Below are 17,387 nucleotides of genomic sequence, written 5' to 3'. Positions count from 1 at the left end.
CGACTCTAGGAAGGGCGGCGCGTGCCCGCCCGTCGAGCACGTTTCCCCGTGTCCCCCACGGGGTCGGGACCTGCGGTTTCCGATAGCCTCACAGCCGTGACGGAACAGCAGCACTCGCAGGGTTTCGAGCGGGGCACGGACGGTCCCAAGGTCATCGTCGTCGGGGTGGACGGCTCCGACTCCTCGCTGCGCGCGGCGGCATATGCCGGTGGCCTGGCCCGACGGCAGCGCGCGCTGCTGGCCGTCGTGTACGTCCAGCCGGTGATGGCGGCGGGGGCGGCGCTCGGGGTGCCCGTCGCCGAGACGACCGACGAGATCGCCGAGGACCTCGCCGCGCAGATCCGGGACGCGGCCGAGCGGGTCAAGGGCATATTCGACGTCCGCTGGGAGTTCCACACCTTCCGTGGCGACCCCTACAACGGCCTGGTGACGGCGGCGGACGAGCTCAAGGCGGACGCCGTGGTGGTCGGCGCCTCCGAGCAGGCGGGACACCGGATCATCGGTTCGGTGGCGATCCGGCTCGTCAAGGCGGGACGCTGGCCGGTCACGGTCGTGCCCTAGCCCTTTTCGAGGTGTCCGCGGCTCGCGTGGCATCTTCCGTCGCCGCCGCCCCTGGGCCATCATGATCCGCCGTCAGCCGATTACCGTCTGCGAAGAGGTGAGGCTCATGGCCGGGCTCCGAATGGGTGAGGGCATTCTCCGCCGCAAACCCATCGAACACATCGAAGAGACCGAAATCGGGGCGGGCCCGAAACTCGACCGGTCGCTCGGGCTGTGGCAGCTCACCGCGATCGGGGTCGGTGGCATCATCGGCGCGGGCATCTTCACGCTCGCCGGGACGGTCGCGAACGGCACGGCGGGCCCCGCGGTCCTGGTCTCCTTCCTCATCGCGGGCGTGGCGAGCGCGGCGGCGGCCCTGTCGTACGCGGAGTTCGCGGGCCTGATCCCGAAGGCCGGCTCGGCCTACACCTACGGCTACGCGGTGCTCGGCGAGTTCGCCGGCTGGTTCATCGGCTGGGACCTGCTCCTGGAGTACACCGCGATCGTGGCCGTGGTCGCGATCGGCATCTCCGGCTACTTCAGCTTCCTGATCGGGGAGCTGGGCGCCGATCTGCCGACCTGGATGCTGGGGGCGCCCGGCACCGGCGACGGCCACCGGGTGGACCTGTTCGCCGCGGTGCTGTGCCTGGTCATCGCGGCTCTGCTGAACATGGGCATCAAGAACGCGGCCCGCTTCGAGACGGTCGTCGTGATCCTGAAGGTCCTGGTCGTCCTGCTCGTCATCGGCGTGGGCGTCTTCCACATCGACACGAGCAACTACAACCCGTTCTTCCCGTACGGGATCAGCGGGGCGTTCACGGGTGCGGCGACCGTCTTCTTCGCGGTCTTCGGGTACGACGCCATGTCGACGGCGGCCGAGGAGTCGAAGGACGCCCAGCGGCACATGCCGAAGGCGATCATCTACTCCCTGGCGATCTCGATGGTCCTGTACGTGGCCGCCTGCCTGGTCCTGACCGGCATGCAGAACTACAAGGAGATCGACAAGGAGAGCGGCTTCTCTACCGCCTTCAAGTCGGTGGGCCTGAACGGTCTCGCGGACGTCATCGCGGTCGGCGCGATCATCGGCATCCTCACGGTGATGTTCACGTTCATGCTGGGCGTCACGCGGGTGTGGTTCTCGATGAGCCGGGACGGCCTGCTGCCCAAGTGGTTCGCGAAGACGCACCCCACCCGCCATGTGCCGACCCGCGTGACGTGGATCGTCGGATTCGCCTCGGCCGCCATCGCCGGGTTCCTGCCGATCGGCCAGGCGGCGGAACTCACCAACATCGGGATCCTGCTGGCGTTCGTCGTGGTGTGCGTCGCGGTGATCGTGCTGCGCTACCGCCGGCCCGACCTGCCGCGCACCTTCCGCACCCCGGGGATGCCGGTCGTACCCGCGCTGGGGGTGATCTTCTCCATCTGGCTGATCACCTTCCTGCAGTGGCAGACGTGGGTGCGGTTCGCGGTGTGGTTCCTGATCGGATGCGTGATCTACTTCGGATACTCGTACAAGCGGTCGGAGCTGGCGAAGGACACCACGGCTACTTCCCCATGACGAGCCCGGCCTGGGCCGCGCCCCGGCTCAGGACGACGTCCCGGATCCGGTCGCGTACGGCGCCGACCTCGGCCCCTTGGTCCAGCGCGGCGTTGAGGTTCACCACGCGACCGGCGTCGATGTCGAAGGCCTGCGGAATGAACTCGGCCTTCGACACCTCCCAGCGGCCGCCCCGGTGCGCGGGCGGGGCGAAGGTGAACCGCCCGATTGAGCTCTCGTTGGCGCGCGTGTCCCCGACGCGCCGGCTGTTGACCATCTCGCCGGCGATCTGGTCTCCCATGCCATAGACGACCCAGGTGCCGTTGACCTTCTCGTACGCCTGCGGGACGTGCGCGTGCGTGCCGAGGATCAGGTCGATGTCGGGCCTGCCGTCGGTCCGGGAGGCGGTCAGCTCCTTGCTCAGCTGCAGCTGCCACTCGTCCGGCGCGTCCTGCCATTCGGTGCCCCAGTGCAGGGATACGACGACCACGTCGCCGCCCGCCTTCCGGGCGGCACGGGCGTCCGCGACGATCCTGGCGGGGTCGATCAGATTGACGGCCCAGGGCTGGTCCGGCGGCGGGGACCCGTTGGTGCCCAGGGTGTACGCGAGGTGCGCCACGTTGGCGTCGCCCGCGCGCATCAGGGTGGCGATGGTCGCCTCCTGCGGCGTGCGCGCCGATCCCGCGTGCCGGACGCCCGCGCGGTCCAGCGCGTCCAGGGTGCGCCGGATACCGTCGGTGCCGTCGTCCAGGGTGTGTTCCGAGGCGGTCGAGCAGCTGTCGTAGCCGGTCGCCGCGAGTGCGTCGGCGATCTGCGGCGGGGACTTGAAGATCGGCTGGTCGGTGTACTGGCCGTCCGCGCCGTACACGGTCTCCATGTGACAGATCGCCAGGTCGGCGCCGGAGACGACGGGTTGCACCGCCGCGAGCATCGGCCGGAAGTCGTATCCGTTGCCTCCCGCGTCGTAGCTCGCCCGCTCGATGATCGAGCTGTGCGGCAGTACGTCGCCGGAGGCCACGAGGGTGAATCCGCGGGTGGCGGAGGAGGGCGCGGGCCGGCTGCCGTGCCGGGCCGGCGCCTGCTCGGTCGCCTGGCAGCCCGCGGCGCCCGCGAGGAGTACGGCCGCGAGGGCCAAGGTGGTCGGTCGTCGCCTGCGTGTGGTCATCGCTCTCGCCCCGATACAGTCGGATTTGATTATGAATCGACAGGTAAGGGCGGCCGGGAGTCAAGGAGCCACGACCGCCGCTAGCCCGTCCGGCGAGGCAGGACGCGCCCGTTGGGGCGATGCGGGGTGCGGGCCCCGAGGGGGTGCGTCGGACCCCGGACGGTCGGGTACCGGAGGCGCTGGGCGGGTACTGGAGGCGCTGCGCAGGTACCGGGAGGCGCTCGCCGGGCGGTCCCGCGCCGCGGTGCTCGCGCCCGTTGGGGGGCGGTGCGGGGGCCGAGGGGGTGCGCCCACCCCCGACGGTCGAGTGCCGGAGGCGCTGCGCGGGTACTGGAGGCGCTGCGCAGGTACCGGGGGGCGCTCGCCTGGCGGTCCCGCGCCGCGGTGCTCGCGCCCGTGGGGGCGATGCGGGGTCCGGGGGCCGAGGGGGTGCGTCGGCCCCCGACGGTCGGGTACCGGAGGCGCTGCGCGGGTCCGGGAGGCGCTGCGCGGGTACCGGGGGGCGCTCGCCGGGCGGTCCCGCGCCGCGGTGCTCGCGCCCGTGGGGGCGATGCGGGGTCCGGGGGCTGAGGGGGTGCGTCGGCCCCCGACGGTCGGGTACCGGAGGCGCTGCGCGGGTACGGGAGGCGCTCGCCGGGCGGTCCGCGCCGGGGTGCTCGGGCCCGCCACCACCACCGAGGATGACGTCGGCAGCTCAGCTTCCATCAGGGGCGCCACCCTGGTGGCGGGCGCGCCGCACCGGCGCCGCCGGCGACGGCCGGAGGGCCCCCAACCGCCCGGCGGACCGTTCACCGCACCGCTCACCGACCGCATCGACCGCCCACCGCACAACCATGCCCCGCCCCTGTCCCCGCGGCGCGGCACCCGCTGGCATACACGCCATGACGGCCGGAACCACCACCATCACGCACGGGACGACCGCCGAGCACGAGCTGGCCGCGCTGCAGCGCGAGCACGGCCGGCCGCTCTTCGCGCTGCTGCTGCGCCTGTCCGACGGCGACCGGCAGCGCGCCGAGGACCTGGTGCAGGAGACCTTCGTACGCGCCTGGCAGCACCCCGAGGCACTGCGTGCCGACGAATTCGACTCGGTACGCCCCTGGCTGCTCACCGTCGGACGGCGGCTCGCCATAGACGCACGCCGGGCCCGCCAGGCGCGCCCCCCGGAGGTCGGGGACGCGGTGCTGGAGAGCGCCCGGGTCTGCGCGGATCACGCCGAACGGTCCGCGGCGACGCTCGATGTACGGGAGGCTGTGAAGACACTCACTCCCGAGCACCGTGAAGTCCTGGTGCAGGTGTACTTCCGTGGGGCGAGTGTGGCCGAGGCCGCCGCGGCGCTCGGAATTCCGCCCGGTACGGTGAAGTCCCGTGCGTACTACGCATTGCGCGCCCTGCGCCGGGTTCTTCCGGAATACGCAGCCGACCTGCGGTGAAACCGAAGGCTGAGTCAAACCTCCGTAAAGCGCCTTGCTGAGGACCACGGTTGAGCACTCAGCTGTCCTCATCCGTGTTCCGGATTGGGGGCCCGGGCCCGGGGGTGGGGCGACGCGCAGGCACACCGGAGGAAGGCGGGAAGGGATGCTGCACAGAGGTCAAGAGAGCACGGACGGCACCGGCGGTGGGGAACTCACCGTGCCCATGGCGTGGTTGTACGCCGAGTACATCGCCGACGAACTGTTGCGGACCGGCGACCTGATGCCGCCCACGTCCTTCGAGTTCCGCGCCGGGCGCGACGCGCTGGCGCTGACCATCTTCCTCTCCGACAGCGCCGGTGAGCTCTCCGGTATCCGGGTCGTCACACAGCTGGAGACCTGGCTTTCGCTGACGGCGTACGACCAGCCGTGGCAGGACTGGGTGCGCGAGCGCATGGCGCGGCTCGCCGCCGAGGCGGTGGAATCGGCCGGCCCCGCTCCGGACTTGGAGCTGGCGTCGGCGGCCTGGCGGTGGCTGGAGGAGACCGAGCTGCTCGCCCCCGACCTGGACGCGGTGCCCGGTGGCGGCCCCGTGCCGGGCGAGGACGACGGTCCGAAGGTGTGGACGCCCGCCTGGCGGCTGGGGCTGCCCCTGGGGCATCTGGCGATCCACCTCTTCTGACGACCTTGCCCGGCCACACGTCCGGGCAAATTTTCTGAGCTCTCACCAATCCGCGGGCCCTCGCGCTCCGAATGTCCTTGCCGTTATTCCGGACGGGTCTTGAGTGATTCGTCGGTCTGGTGCGTACCGGTGGGCAACAGCAACACCACCCCCACCCCGCACTATCGCCACGAGGATTCGGTATTCGGTATGAGGTCCCTGGAACGGCATCGTGACGTCGGCGCCTACGCGCTCGGCGTGCTGGACGAGGCGGATGCCTTCCGCTTCGAGGACCACCTCATGGAGTGCCCCAGCTGCGCGGCGCACGTGAGTGAGTTCCGGCCCGCGACACGGCAGTTGATGCTGTACCGCCGGGCCACCCCGCGCTCCGTGCACCCCTTCGCCGCCCCCGGGCCCCGGCTTCTCGACCGGCTGCTCGGCGAGGTCGCGGCCCGGCACCGGGCCGGGCGCAGGCGCTGGCTGTACGCGGTCGCGGCCTCCGTGGTGTTCGCGGCGGGCGGTCCCGCGATCGCGATCGTCACCGCGCACGACCCGCAGTCGACCCAGATCGCCGCGACGGACACGCAGACCGGGGTGTGGGCCCAGGTCACGGCCCAGGACCGGGTCTGGGGCAGTCAGGTCGACGTCGAGGTCAAGGACGCCGCGGGTCCTCGTCCCTGTCAGCTCGTCGTCGTGGGCAAGGACGGCTCGGAGCAGACGGTGACGAGCTGGATGGCGCAGCCTCAAAACGGCAAGGCCACCAGCATGCAGGGCGGCGCCGCGCTGCGATCCGATGAGATCAGCCGGTTCGAGGTGCGCACGACGGACGGCAAGCACCTGGTGACGCTCAAGTCCCGCTGATCACCTGCCGGTGAACGTCCAGGGCGCCCCGCGGCTACTTGAGGAGCCGGGACAATCTGCGGTCCGCGAGTGGCTTCCCTCCCGTCTGGCAGGTCGGGCAGTACTGCAGGGCCGAGTCGCTGAAGGACACCTCGCGGATGGTGTCACCGCACACCGGACAGGGCTCGCCCGCCCTGCCGTGCACGCGCAGCCCGCTCTTCTTCTCCGCCTTCAGGCGTCCGGCGGCCACCCCGCGGGAGCGCTCGATCGCCTCGGTGAGCGTGGCGCGCAGCGCCTCGTACAGACGTCGGGTCTCCTCGGGGGTCAGCGAGGAGGCGAGCTTGAAGGGCGACATCTTGGCGGCGTGCAGGATCTCGTCGCTGTACGCGTTCCCCACACCCGCGATCAGGCTCTGGTCGCGCAGGGCGCCCTTGAGCTGACGCCGCTCGCCCTCGAGGAGCTTCGCGAAGCGGGTCTCGTCGAAGTCGTCGGCGAGCGGGTCGGGGCCCAGGCGAGCCACGCCCGGGATCTCCGCCGGGTCCCGGACGACGTACACCGCGAGCCGCTTCTGGGTGCCGGCCTCGGTGAGGTCGAAGCCCTCACCGGTGTCCAGCGCGACGCGCAGCGCCAGCGGGCCCTTGCCGGGGCGGGGCGGTCCGTCGGGCAGCGTGTCCTTCCAGTGCAGCCAGCCCGCGCGGGCCAGGTGCGTCACGAAATGCAGCCCGTCCGCCTCTATGTCGAGGAACTTGCCGTGTCGGTGCACGGCCGTGACCTCGCGGCCCTCGAAGGCGCTGACGGGCGGGTCGTACGTCTTCAGGACGCTGATGGCGACGGGCAGCACGCGCACGACCTCACGGCCGACGAGATGGTCGGCCAGGAAGTCCTTGAGCGCTTCGACCTCGGGCAGTTCCGGCATAGCTCCAGAGTGCCACCCGGCACCGACAACACCAGGCGAACCGGCTCGGTCCGGCTCAGGCGGCCGTACGACCGCCTGACGGCGTCCCGGTCTGCGTCCCGGTCGGCGTGCGCCGGCTGTCCTGTGCCGGGCCTGGGGGCGCTCAACGTCGGGCCAGGAATGGCCCGCCGCGCGGTGGGGTCGCCTCCGGCGGGGGTCGAGGCCGTGGGCGGCCTCTCGTCCCGGTAGACCTCCCGGCGCGCGGAGCCGCCGAGGCCGAGGCCCGACGCCGAGGACCGTCGCCGGGGCCCGTCGCCAGGGCCCGTCGTCGGGGTGCTGCGGGCGCGTCCCGTGGGAGCGTCCCCTGCCGGAGCGCCCGGTGGGGGCCGGGGTAGCTCCGGGCACGGCCGGCGCGGCCCCAGCACCCGTGGGGGCCGGGGCGGCTCCGGACGCCGCCGACGCGGCCATCGGGAAGGCCGCCCCGCGCCCACCGTCCGCGCAGCCATCGGGAACACCGCGCCGCACCCACGACCCGCGAGGCCATCGGGAGCACCGCGCCGTATCCACCGCCGGCGAGGCCATACGGAACGCCACCCCACACCCACCACCCACTCGGCCATCAGGAGCACCGCGCCACACCCACCCCCCGCGAGGCCCTACCGAATGCCACCCCACACCCACCACCGGGCGGGGGTCCGGGGCCGCGGGTGGTCAGTCGCGTTCCGGGACGGTGAACTCGCACCACACGCACTTGCCCCTGCCGCGGGCCTCCACGCCCCAGACGTCGGCCAGTCGGTCGACGAGGAGGAGGCCGCGGCCGGAGACTCCGGACTCGCCGGCCTCGCGGCGGCGCGGCAGGGCGCTGGAGGAGTCCTCGACCTCGACGCGCAGCCGGCGGTCGGGGCCGGTCAGGACGCGCAGGGTGACAATGGCGGAGCCCTCGGTGTGCATCAGCGCGTTGGTGATCAGTTCGTCGGCGACGAGCTCGATCTCGTCGGCCCGTTCGCGGGCACCCCAGGCGCGCACGGCAGCGGCGATCATGTGCCGGGCGCCGGTGAGCGCCTCGGGGTCGCCCGGCGCGACATGTTGCTGAAGCCGGCCGCCGGACTGCTGGGGGGCGAGACCGCGGCGGCGCAGGAGCAGCAGCGCGACGTCGTCCTCGCCGCCGCGTGCCTCGGCCACGTCGATGAGCCGGTCGGCGAGGTCGCTGACGTCGTCGGGACCCGTACGGATGAGTTCCATGAGGGTGTGCATGCCCTCGTCGAGGTCGATGCCCGGCTGCTCGACGAGGCCGTCGGTACACAGCAGCAGGGTCTGTCCGGGGTCGAGTTCGACGGTGTCGACCGGGTATTCCAGGCGGCCGAACTCGGCGGACAGCCCGAGCGGCAGGCCCCCCTCGACGCTCAGGCGCCGACAGCTTCCGTCGGTCTGCCGGACCAGCGAGTCGATGTGGCCGGCGCGCACCACCTGGACCACCCCGGTGGACATGTCGGCCTCGGCGTACAGGCAGGTCGCGAAGCGGTCGGTGTCGAGCTCGTGCAGGAAGACCGACGCGCGGGCCATCACGGTGGCGGGGGTGTGGCCCTCGGCGGCGTAGGCGCGCAGCACGATGCGCAGCTGGCCCATGACCGCCGCCGCATGGGTGTCGTGGCCCTGGACGTCGCCGATGACGGCGCCGACCCGCCCGCCGGGCAGCGGGATCACGTCGTACCAGTCACCGCCGATGTCCCGGCCGAAGGACGCCGAGCGGTAGCGGACGGCGATGTCGGCCTCCGGCACGTCGGGGATGGAGCGCGGCAGCATGGCCTGCTGGAGGCTCTGGGCGAGGTCCTTCTCCTGCTCGTAGAACATGGCCCGCTGGAGGCTCTGGGCGATGCTGCTGCCGAGCGCGACGAGGACGTTGCGCTCCTCCGACGTGAAGCCGTACCGGTCGTTGTAGAGCAGGCCGATCGCGCCGATGGGCCTGGCCTGCACGATCAGCGGCAGATACGCGGCCGAGGTGATCTTCAGGTCGGTGATGTTCGGCCACAGCAGGGGGTAGGACTCGGCGAACTCCTCGGGCGACTCGATGAAGTGCGGGGTGAGCGTCCGTACGACCTCGTTCATCGGGTACTTCGCGTCGAGGCGGGTGACCCGGGTGCCGGGCACGTAGCTGGCCTGGGGGCCCGTGGCGACCATGCGGACGCGTCCGGCCTCCACCAGGCCCATGACCAGGCTCGTCGCCCCCAGGTGGGTGAGGCCGTGGGTGTCCTCCAGGACGTCGATGACGTCCTGGACGGTGCGGGCGTGCGCGAGGGCCGCCGTGGTCATCTGGACGACGTTCGTCTGCTGGCGCCGGGCCTCGTCCTGGGCGGCCTGCTCGCGGCGCTCGGCGCTCTCGCTCAGCTCGTCGGTGGCGTCGCGGACGATGCCGATGATCCGGCGCGGTCTGCCGGTCTCGTCGCGGCGGATGTAGCCCTGGGTGTGGGTCCAGCGCAGGGTGCCGTCGCGGCGGCGGATGCGGAAGTAGGCGCCGTAGTTCTCGCTGCCGTCCTTGAGGGCGTGGGACACCATCGTGTCGAGGCGTTGTCCCTCGCCCGGTGGCACACGCATGCCGAGGGTCGCCGGGTTTCCGTCGAACTCGTCGGGGCGCACGTCGAAGACCTCGTGGGCCCGGGCGTCCATCAGCATCTGACCGGTGTCCAGGTCCCAGTCGAAGCTGCCCATGCGATTGAGCGCCAGGATCGGATCCGGGTGGGCGGGCCAGTCGTCCGGGAGTGACAGGGCGCTCGCTCCCCGATCAACCATGGGGCCACCTTGCCAGGATTTACCCGATTATTCGACTGGGGAGCCCGCCTACGGGCTCCCCGGCCGAGCGCGGGCTCAGCTGTCGAAGATGTCGGTCGGGGCGTCGAAGATGCTCTCCGCGGACGGTGGCTCCTCCGGGATGAGACCGCCGCCGTCGGGGAGGTCGGGGCTGTCCGGGACGGTGTCCGGGCCGATGTCCTCGTCGGACGGGCTCGACTCGCTCGACGGGGCGGACGGTGACGAGGGCTCCTGGGACGCGGACCGGTCGGGGGAGGTCGGGTCCGTACCCGGAGCGGTGCTCTCGTTCGAGGGCGGCCCGCTCGAAGGCGTCCCGTTCGAAGGCGTCCCGTTCGGCGGAGGCTCTTGCGAAGGGGGGAGCCCGCTTCCGGGATCCGTCGTCGGCGGGGCCGTGAGGCTGGGTCCGGCGCAATCCGAGGGCTCGGTCGCCGGGGAGTCGAGTCTCGCCGAGTCGGAGAGCGCGAACTCGGAGTCCGGGGTCTCGGCCGGGGCGGTTTCGGCCGGTTCCGGCGCGCGCGGCACCGTACCGGCTGGCGGCGCACCGCAGTCTGTCGGCGACTCGCCGGGCAGGGGGTGTTCCTCGTGCGGGGAGGCGCTGGGCGACGAGAGGTCCGGCCTCGGGGTCCGTGTCCCGTCGCCCGGCGGACGTACGACGTGATCGTGGTGGCCGTCGTCGCCGATCCTGCGCTCGATCCAGGAGTTGTCGGCGACGTTGATGATCGTGATGTTGGTGATCACAGTGGGCGCCGGGGACACCTCGACCACCTGGGTGGGCCGGTATCCGGACCAGGGCCGGCCCTGGGTGCCCGGGGTCCCCTCGAGCGCGGCGGGCCGGTCGAGCGGGTTGCCGGAGGCGCAGCGGAGGCGGGGCACGCCCCGGTTGTCGACGAGGACGGCGGTGCCGACTTGGAGCACCGACTGGAAACTCGTCGCCTGCCGGTCGTGGAACCCGTGGTCGGTGACCCGTGTGTCGGCGCGCAGGACGACCGAGGTGAGACCGCGCAGGAAGTCCGGGACGGAGGCCTCGGAGATGCCCGAGGCCTGGGCGAAGGCGCGCGCCTTGCGCGGGTCCTCGGTGAGGAAGCGGGTCTGCCGCTCGACGTCGCAGCTGCCGGCGTTCCGGGTGCCGCCGTAGAGGCCCGGCGTGGCGCCCGAGAGGGACCGCACGCCCTCGGCGTCGGAGATGCCGCCGGTGGACATCGATTGCGGCGTTCGGGTGACGCGCGGCGCGATGGCGGTGGAGTCGGTGAAGGGGTCGGGGCCCGGGTCCGCGACCGACTGGAGGAAGAGCTCGCCGCCGGATCCCCCGGACGCCGCCCTGCCCTTCTGCTGGACGCCACCGCACCCGGCGACGAGCAGCGCCACCGAGAGCGCACAGGCCGTGAGGAGGGCTCTGACGGCTGCGCGCGCCACGGTTCCGGTGGGCACGGGCTCCACGACTCCCGCGGCCACTGGTCCCGCCGGCACTGGCTCCCCGGCCCCCGTACTCACGGGCTCCCCGGGCCGCACAGGTACGGGCTCCCCGGCCCCCGTAAATGCGGGCTCCCCGATCCCCCTGGGCACGGGCCCCGCGGTTCCGGCGCGGCTGTGTGACAGCGTGCCGGCGGGTATGTGTTCCTCGGCTCCGGGGGGTCTGTGCGCCCCGCTTCTGGTGGGTCTGTGCACCGCGTTCTCCCGTGTTCTCCGTGTTCTCCCGTTCCTTCCGGGCAATTCGTCCACCATTGTCTGCGTCGCTCAGTTGGCGCACGCAAGCGGAGGAAGTCACCGAGCGTCACAATGGAAGGGAGAGGAGCGCTCGACGTGCAGTGGTTCGTCGCCCCCGAGTACTGGCTGAGCCGGCTGGTCTTCCAGCGGGCGCTGGCCGTCGTGTACCTCGTCGCGTTCCTGGGCGCGGCGCGGCAGTTCCGCGCGCTGACGGGGGAGCGCGGGATGCTGCCGGTTCCGCGTTACGTACGGCGCGTGCCGTTCCGTCAGGCGCCGAGCGTGTTCCACTGGCACTACTCGGACCGCTTCTACGCGGCCTGGGCCTGGACGGGCTGCGCGGTGTCGGTGGCACTGGTCGCGGGCCTGGACTCACAACTGCCGCTCTGGGGCGGGATGCTGCTGTGGCTCGTCCCGTGGGGGCTGTATCTGTCGATCGTCAACGTCGGCCAGACGTGGTACTCGTTCGGCTGGGAGTCACTGCTCCTGGAGGTGGGATTCGTCGCGGTCTTCCTCGGCAACGACGAGGTGGCCCCGCCGATCGTCGTCCTCTTCCTGCTGCGCTGGGTGCTGTTCCGCGTCGAGTTCGGTGCCGGGCTGATCAAGATGCGGGGCGACGCCTGCTGGCGGAAGCTGACCTGCCTGGACTACCACCATGAGACGCAGCCGATGCCGGGCCCGCTGAGCTGGTTCTTCCACCATCTCCCGAAGCCGTTCCACCGGGTCGAGGTGGCCGCCAATCACGTCACCCAACTCGCGGTCCCGATCCTGCTGTTCACCCCGCAGCCGATCGCGACGGCCGCCGCGTCGCTGATGATCCTCACCCAACTGTGGCTGGTCCTGTCCGGCAACTTCGCCTGGCTGAACTGGATCACCATCGTGCTCGCCCTGTCCGCGGTCCGGCTCCCCGCCACTCCCCCGCAGGTGGCCGCCCCACCGCTGTGGTACGAGGTCGTGGTCCTCGCCGTGTCCACGGGGCTGGTGGCCCTCAGCTACCGTCCGGCGCGCAATCTGGTCTCCCGGCGCCAGGTCATGAACCGCTCCTTCGACCCGCTCCACCTGGTCAACACCTATGGAGCGTTCGGCAGCGTCAGCCGAGTGCGCTACGAGGTGGTCGTCGAGGGCACGGCGGACGGCATGCCGCGCGAGGACTCCGAGTGGCGGGAGTACGAGTTCAAGGGCAAGCCGGGCGATCCACGGTACTGGCCGCGCCAGTTCGCGCCCTACCATCTGCGGCTCGACTGGCTGATGTGGTTCGCGGCGCTCTCCCCCGCGTACGCCGGTGCATGGTTCTCGGGCCTGGTGGAGCGGCTCCTGGAGAACGACCGCGACACACTACGGCTGCTGCGCCGCTCCCCGTTCCCCGCCGACGCCCCGCCCCGCTACGTCCGCGCCCGCCTGTTCCGCTACCGCTACACGACCTGGCACGAGCTCCGGGAGACGGGCGCCTGCTGGCACCGGACGTACGTACGCGACTTCCTGCCGCCGACCCGGCTGGAGACGGCGGACGAGCACCACGTTCCTTACTAGGACCGGTCCGGCGGATCCTGCCGGAGGCGCGGGTCTCGGCACGCCGGTCAGAGGCCGTAGACGCGGGTGGCGGTGCCGCTGAACACGGACGCACGCTCACCGGCGTCGAGTGTCGACGTCAACTCGTATGTAGCCTCCATGACTTGACCGTACGTCGCGGCCAGTGTGCACACCGGCCAGTCGGAGCCGAACATGAGGCGGTCGGGGCCGAAGGCGTCCAGAACCGTGTCGGCGTACGGGCGCAGCGTGCCGGTCGTCCAGGTGGCGGGGTCGGCCTCGGTGACCATGCCGGAGAGTTTGCAGACGGTGTTGGGAAGGGCGGCGAGGGTCCGGACGTGCGACGCCCAGGGTTCGCGTGCGCCCGAGGCGATCGGCGGCTTGCCCAAGTGGTCGAGCACGAAGGTGAGTTCGGGGTGAGCGGCGGCCGCCTTGGCGGAGGCGGGGAGCTGGTGGGGCAGGACGAGAAGGTCGTAGACCAGTCCGGCGTCGGCGACGGCCGCGAGCCCTCGCCGCACCTCGGGGCGCAGCAGCCACTCGGGGTCGGGCTCGCCCTGGACCTGGTGGCGGATGCCCTTGAGATACCGGCCGCCCGGCGACTCCCGCAGCCGTGCCAGTTCCTCGGCCACGTCCGGCCGGGTCAGGTCGGTCCACCCCACGACCCCGGCCACCAGCTCGCTCCGAGCCGCGAGGGCGAGGAACTCCGGGGTCTCCTCGGCGACGGTGATCGTCTGCACGAGGACGGTGCGGTCGACCCCGGCGGCCCGCGCCTGAGGTGCGAGGTCCGCGAGGGTGAAGTTCCGTCGCAGCCGCTGGAGTTCGGGCCCGGTGATCCAGTCCTGGTCGCGGACGGAGAGGTCCCACACATGGTGGTGCGCGTCCACACTCACGGCAGCTCCCACACGACGGGCAGGCCCGCGTCGGCCCCTGTGTCGGAGTAGTCGTGGACGACGTCGAGGAGTTGGGCCATGCGCGCCTGCCAGGCGATGTTGACCGGCAGCTTCTCCAGCTCGGCGAGCATCCGCCCGTAGTCCTCGCACTCCAGTACGTGGAAGAGGTCGGTGCCGCTGCGCCAGATCGTCCAGGAGGTGGCTCCGGCGGCGCGAACGGCCGCGGTGAGCTCCTTGGGCACGGCCCGGTGGGCGGCCTCGTACTCGGCGACGCGGTCCGCGCGGACCTTCGTGTGCAGGGCGATTCTCATGACGGCTCCTGTACGGGTACGGGCGCGTCCTCGGGCAGCAGGTGCGCGTCCCGCAGCTCCCGCCAGAAGGCCGCGGGCACCGGCGCCGCGAAACGCTCGACGCAGTCACGGACTTCATGAGCCGAGCGGGCACCGACGAGGACGCTCACCACGGCCGGGTGGGCGGCGGGGAAGGCGAGAGCCGCGGCGCGAAGGCTGGTGCCGTGCCGTTCGGCGATGTCCTTGAGGCGCAGGGCCCGGTCCAGCAACTCGGCCGGTGCGGTCGCGTAGTTGTACGTGGCTCCCGGCCGCGGGTCAGCCAGCAGCCCCGAGTTGAAGGCTCCGCCGATGACGACGGACGTGCCGCGCTCATGGGCGGCGGGCAGCAGGTCGGTGAGCGCACGGTGGTCCAGCAGGGTGTAGCGGCCGGCGCACAGCACCACGTCGACGTCCGTCTCGCGGACGAAGCGGGTCAGCATCTCGGTCCGGTTCATGCCGGCGCCGATCGCGCCGATCACCCCTTCCGAGCGCAGCTTCTCCAGGGCCGGGTAGCCCTCGCGGAAGGCCTGCTCGGCGTGGTCGTCCGGGTCGTGCAGATAGACGGCGTCCACGCGGTCGAGGCCGAGGCGTTCGAGGCTGGCGTCCAGGCTGCGTCGTACGCCGTCGGCGCTGAAGTCCCAGACGCGCCGGTGCGTGGCGGGCACGGCGAAGCCGTCGGCCAGGTCGTCGCCGCCCGCGTCCGTGGGCTCCAGGAGGCGGCCCACTTTGGTGGAGACCGTGTACTCGGCGCGGGGCCGGTCGCGCAGGATCGCGCCGAGGCGCCGTTCGGAGAGACCGATGCCGTAGTGCGGGGCGGTGTCGAAGTAACGGATGCCGCCGGCCCAGGCCGCGTCGACCGCCGCGTACGCCTGCTCGTCGTCGAGCGCGGTGAACAGGTTGCCGATGCCCGCGGCGCCGAAGGACAGCTCGCTGACCTCGACTCCGCTGCTCCCCAGGGTGCTCACTGGCCCACCGGGCGCAGTCGCAGTCCCTGCATGCCGCCGTCGACCGCGAGTGCCGTGCCGGTGGTGGCGCCGGACAGTGGACTGGCCAAATAGGCGATGGCGCCCGCGACTTCGGACGCGGAGACGAGGCGGCCGGTGGGCTGGCGGGCCTCCAGCGCGGCGCGTTCGGCGGCCGGGTCCGGCGCCGCGTCGAGCAGCCGGCCGACCCAGGGGGTGTCGACGGTGCCGGGGTTCACGCAGTTCACGCGGATGCCCTCGCGGACGTGGTCGGCGGCCATGGCGAGGGTGAGGGAGAGGACGGCGCCCTTGGACGCGGAGTACAGGGCGCGCTGGGGCAGTCCTGCGGTGGCGGCGATGGAGCAGGTGTTCACGATCGCCGCGTGCGTGGATTCCCGCAGCCGGGGCAGGGCGGCTCGGGTCGTACGGACCATGCCGAGGACGTTGACGTCCAGGACCCGGTGCCACTGCTCGTCGGCGTTGTCCTCGACGGTGCCCTGGGCGCCGATGCCGGCGTTGTTGATCAGTACGTCGAGGCCGCCGAGGTCGGCGACCGCCGCTGCCACCGCCGCACGCACGGAAGCGTCGTCGGTGACGTCGGCGCGGTAGCCGAGGAGCGGTTTGTCGACCGAGGAGGGGTCGAGGTCGAGGACGGCGACCTGGGCGCCGCGCGCGGCGAGGAGGTCGGCGGTGGCCCGGCCGATGCCGGAGGCGCCGCCGGTCACCAGCGCCTTGAGGCCGGTGAAGTCCTGAGTGGCCTGAGATTCCGTCATGCGGCCGCCCCCTTCTGGTCGGTGTGTGCCTGCTGGGCGAGGTCGGCGGCCCAGAAGGTGCCGTCGGGGTAGGTGAACTGCGTGATGGACTCGGGCCGCATGGTGGCGGAGAAGCCCGGCGCGCTGGGTGCCGTGTAGCGACCCTCGCGGATCACCACCGGGTCGAGGAAGTGGTCGTGCAGATGGTCGACGTATTCGATGACCCGGTCCTCGGTGGTTCCCGAGAGCGCCACGAAGTCGAACATCGAGAGGTGCTGGACGAGTTCGCACAGGCCGACGCCACCCGCGTGCGGGCAGACGGGCACGCCGAACTTGGCCGCGAGGAGCAGGATGGCGAGGTTCTCGTTGACGCCTCCGACCCGGGCGGCGTCGATCTGGAGGACGTCGATGGCACCGGCCTGGAGGAGCTGCTTGAAGATGATCCGGTTCTGGACGTGCTCGCCGGTGGCGACCTTGACGGGGGCGACGGCCCTGCGGATCGCGGCGTGACCGAGGACGTCGTCGGGGCTCGTCGGCTCCTCGATCCAGTAGGGCCGGAACTCGGCGAGGGCCTTGGTCCAGGTGATCGCCTCGTCGACGTTCCAGCGCTGGTTGGCGTCGATAGCGATGCGGATGTCCGGTCCGACCACGGAACGGGCGACGCGGCAGCGGCGTACGTCGTCCGCGAGATCCGCGCCCACCTTCAGCTTGATCTGCGTGAACCCCTCGGCGACGGCTTCCGCGGCGAGCCGGGTGAGCTTCTCGTCGCTGTAGCCGAGCCAGCCGGGCGAGGTGGTGTACGCCGGGAAGCCTCTCGTCTCCAGGGTTTCCGCGCGTTCGGCGGCTCCCTGCTTGCCGCGTCGCAGCAGCTCCAGGGCCTCCTCGGGTGTGAGCGCGTCCGTGATGTAGCGGAAGTCGACCTGGCGGACGAGCCACTCCGGTTCGGCATCGGCGAGCAGCCGCCACAGCGGCTTGTGCGCGCGCTTGGCGGCCAGATCCCATACGGCGTTGACGACGGCGCCGATCGCCATGTGCATCACGCCCTTCTCGGGACCGAGCCAGCGCAGCTGGCTGTCGCCGATCAGGTCCCGGCCGAGGGAGCCCGGGTCGGCGCACAGCTCGTCGACGGACCTGCCGAGCACGTGCCCCCGCAGCGCGTCGATCGCGGCGACCTGGACATCGTTGCCCCGCCCGATGGTGAAGGTGAAGCCGTGCCCCTCCGCTGCGTCGGCGTCGTCGGTACGCAGTACGACGTACGCCGCCGAGTAGTCCGGGTCCGGGTTCATCGCGTCGGAGCCGTCGAGCTCGCGCGAGGTGGGGAAGCGGATGTCGTAGGTGTCGACCGCGGTGATACGAGCGGCAGTTGGGGACACG

General features: G+C 71.9%; 15 protein-coding genes. 6 read left to right on the top strand and 9 right to left on the bottom strand.

The window, feature by feature from the left end; translation table 11 throughout:
* Positions 1-96 precede the first annotated feature (96 nt).
* On the top strand, positions 97-561 hold the full coding sequence (locus tag ACFVXA_RS19845; RefSeq protein ID WP_362023118.1) for a universal stress protein: 465 nt from the start codon (positions 97-99) through the stop codon (positions 559-561).
* Between the two features lie 106 nt (positions 562-667).
* Positions 668-2,098 carry an amino acid permease gene (locus tag ACFVXA_RS19840; protein WP_362023121.1) on the top strand — a complete coding sequence of 477 codons (1,431 nt, stop codon included), beginning with the start codon at positions 668-670 and terminating at the stop codon, positions 2,096-2,098.
* Here ACFVXA_RS19840 and ACFVXA_RS19835 read toward each other — a convergent pair.
* On the bottom strand, positions 2,085-3,242 hold the full coding sequence (locus tag ACFVXA_RS19835; RefSeq protein WP_384399008.1) for a CapA family protein: 1,158 nt from the start codon (positions 3,240-3,242) through the stop codon (positions 2,085-2,087). The two genes, ACFVXA_RS19840 and ACFVXA_RS19835, sit on opposite strands and share 14 nt — an antisense overlap.
* An 881-nt stretch (positions 3,243-4,123) precedes the next feature.
* Between ACFVXA_RS19835 and ACFVXA_RS19830 the strand changes: the two genes are divergently transcribed.
* From ACFVXA_RS19830 to ACFVXA_RS19820, 3 genes are all read left to right on the top strand, one after another.
* Positions 4,124-4,672: a sigma-70 family RNA polymerase sigma factor gene (locus tag ACFVXA_RS19830; protein ID WP_362023126.1), complete on the top strand. Its 549-nt coding sequence runs from the start codon at positions 4,124-4,126 to the stop codon at positions 4,670-4,672.
* Between the two features lie 145 nt (positions 4,673-4,817).
* Positions 4,818-5,333, top strand: coding sequence for a hypothetical protein (locus ACFVXA_RS19825; RefSeq protein ID WP_362023129.1), 516 nt, complete (start codon positions 4,818-4,820; stop codon positions 5,331-5,333).
* Positions 5,334-5,522: 189 nt separating this feature from the next.
* The gene (locus ACFVXA_RS19820; RefSeq protein ID WP_383740698.1) at positions 5,523-6,173 is read left to right on the top strand and encodes a zf-HC2 domain-containing protein; all 651 of its coding nucleotides are present in this window, start codon (positions 5,523-5,525) and stop codon (positions 6,171-6,173) included.
* A gap of 34 nt (positions 6,174-6,207) precedes the next feature.
* Here the strand turns inward: ACFVXA_RS19820 and ACFVXA_RS19815 are convergent, their stop codons facing one another.
* From ACFVXA_RS19815 to ACFVXA_RS19805, 3 genes are all read right to left on the bottom strand, one after another.
* A complete protein-coding gene (locus tag ACFVXA_RS19815) occupies positions 6,208-7,068 on the bottom strand; it encodes an Fpg/Nei family DNA glycosylase (protein WP_384018569.1) in 861 nt (286 codons plus the stop codon).
* A 690-nt stretch (positions 7,069-7,758) separates the two neighbouring features.
* On the bottom strand, positions 7,759-9,834 hold the full coding sequence (locus ACFVXA_RS19810) for a SpoIIE family protein phosphatase (RefSeq protein ID WP_362023135.1): 2,076 nt from the start codon (positions 9,832-9,834) through the stop codon (positions 7,759-7,761).
* 75 nt (positions 9,835-9,909) lie between these two features.
* Positions 9,910-11,280 (bottom strand): DUF6777 domain-containing protein, encoded by a 1,371-nt coding sequence (locus ACFVXA_RS19805; protein WP_390025829.1) that lies wholly within the window; start codon positions 11,278-11,280, stop codon positions 9,910-9,912.
* A 372-nt stretch (positions 11,281-11,652) separates the two neighbouring features.
* On the opposite strand from ACFVXA_RS19805, the gene ACFVXA_RS19800 reads away from it, so the two are divergent.
* Complete coding sequence (locus ACFVXA_RS19800; protein ID WP_390025827.1) at positions 11,653-13,083, top strand: lipase maturation factor family protein; 1,431 nt, start codon at positions 11,653-11,655, stop codon at positions 13,081-13,083.
* A gap of 47 nt (positions 13,084-13,130) precedes the next feature.
* On the opposite strand, the gene ACFVXA_RS19795 is transcribed toward ACFVXA_RS19800, so the two are convergent.
* From ACFVXA_RS19795 to ACFVXA_RS19775, 5 genes are read right to left on the bottom strand one after another with little or no spacing between them, the layout of a single operon-like run.
* The gene (locus ACFVXA_RS19795) at positions 13,131-13,970 is read right to left on the bottom strand and encodes an amidohydrolase family protein (RefSeq protein ID WP_390025825.1); all 840 of its coding nucleotides are present in this window, start codon (positions 13,968-13,970) and stop codon (positions 13,131-13,133) included.
* Positions 13,967-14,281: an L-rhamnose mutarotase gene (locus ACFVXA_RS19790; RefSeq protein ID WP_362023147.1), complete on the bottom strand. Its 315-nt coding sequence runs from the start codon at positions 14,279-14,281 to the stop codon at positions 13,967-13,969. The genes ACFVXA_RS19795 and ACFVXA_RS19790 overlap by 4 nt, the downstream gene beginning before the upstream one ends.
* On the bottom strand, positions 14,278-15,264 hold the full coding sequence (locus tag ACFVXA_RS19785; RefSeq protein ID WP_390025823.1) for an aldo/keto reductase: 987 nt from the start codon (positions 15,262-15,264) through the stop codon (positions 14,278-14,280). Before ACFVXA_RS19785 ends, ACFVXA_RS19790 begins: the two co-directional genes overlap by 4 nt.
* Positions 15,261-16,034, bottom strand: coding sequence for an SDR family oxidoreductase (locus tag ACFVXA_RS19780; protein WP_362023153.1), 774 nt, complete (start codon positions 16,032-16,034; stop codon positions 15,261-15,263). The genes ACFVXA_RS19785 and ACFVXA_RS19780 overlap by 4 nt, the downstream gene beginning before the upstream one ends.
* Positions 16,031-17,386: an L-fuconate dehydratase gene (locus ACFVXA_RS19775; protein ID WP_390025821.1), complete on the bottom strand. Its 1,356-nt coding sequence runs from the start codon at positions 17,384-17,386 to the stop codon at positions 16,031-16,033. Before ACFVXA_RS19775 ends, ACFVXA_RS19780 begins: the two co-directional genes overlap by 4 nt.
* Position 17,387 lies beyond the last annotated feature (1 nt).

Source organism: Streptomyces sp. NPDC058246, from assembly GCF_042881985.1.
Taxonomy (GTDB): Bacteria; Actinomycetota; Actinomycetes; order Streptomycetales; family Streptomycetaceae; genus Streptomyces.
Note: the sequence above shows the minus strand (reverse complement) of the source record. Positions and strands in the feature narration are given on the sequence as shown.

What these genes read in the sequence shown, in the direction of transcription:
- ACFVXA_RS19830 (WP_362023126.1), top strand. Translation starts at nt 4,124, where the DNA reads ATGACGGCCGGAACCACCACCATCACGCACGGGACGACCGCCGAGCAC.
- ACFVXA_RS19810 (WP_362023135.1), bottom strand. Translation starts at nt 9,834, where the DNA reads ATGGTTGATCGGGGAGCGAGCGCCCTGTCACTCCCGGACGACTGGCCC.
- ACFVXA_RS19825 (WP_362023129.1), top strand. Translation starts at nt 4,818, where the DNA reads ATGCTGCACAGAGGTCAAGAGAGCACGGACGGCACCGGCGGTGGGGAA.
- ACFVXA_RS19815 (WP_384018569.1), bottom strand. Translation starts at nt 7,068, where the DNA reads ATGCCGGAACTGCCCGAGGTCGAAGCGCTCAAGGACTTCCTGGCCGAC.
- ACFVXA_RS19840 (WP_362023121.1), top strand. Translation starts at nt 668, where the DNA reads ATGGCCGGGCTCCGAATGGGTGAGGGCATTCTCCGCCGCAAACCCATC.
- ACFVXA_RS19820 (WP_383740698.1), top strand. Translation starts at nt 5,523, where the DNA reads ATGAGGTCCCTGGAACGGCATCGTGACGTCGGCGCCTACGCGCTCGGC.
- ACFVXA_RS19790 (WP_362023147.1), bottom strand. Translation starts at nt 14,281, where the DNA reads ATGAGAATCGCCCTGCACACGAAGGTCCGCGCGGACCGCGTCGCCGAG.
- ACFVXA_RS19780 (WP_362023153.1), bottom strand. Translation starts at nt 16,034, where the DNA reads ATGACGGAATCTCAGGCCACTCAGGACTTCACCGGCCTCAAGGCGCTG.
- ACFVXA_RS19835 (WP_384399008.1), bottom strand. Translation starts at nt 3,242, where the DNA reads ATGACCACACGCAGGCGACGACCGACCACCTTGGCCCTCGCGGCCGTA.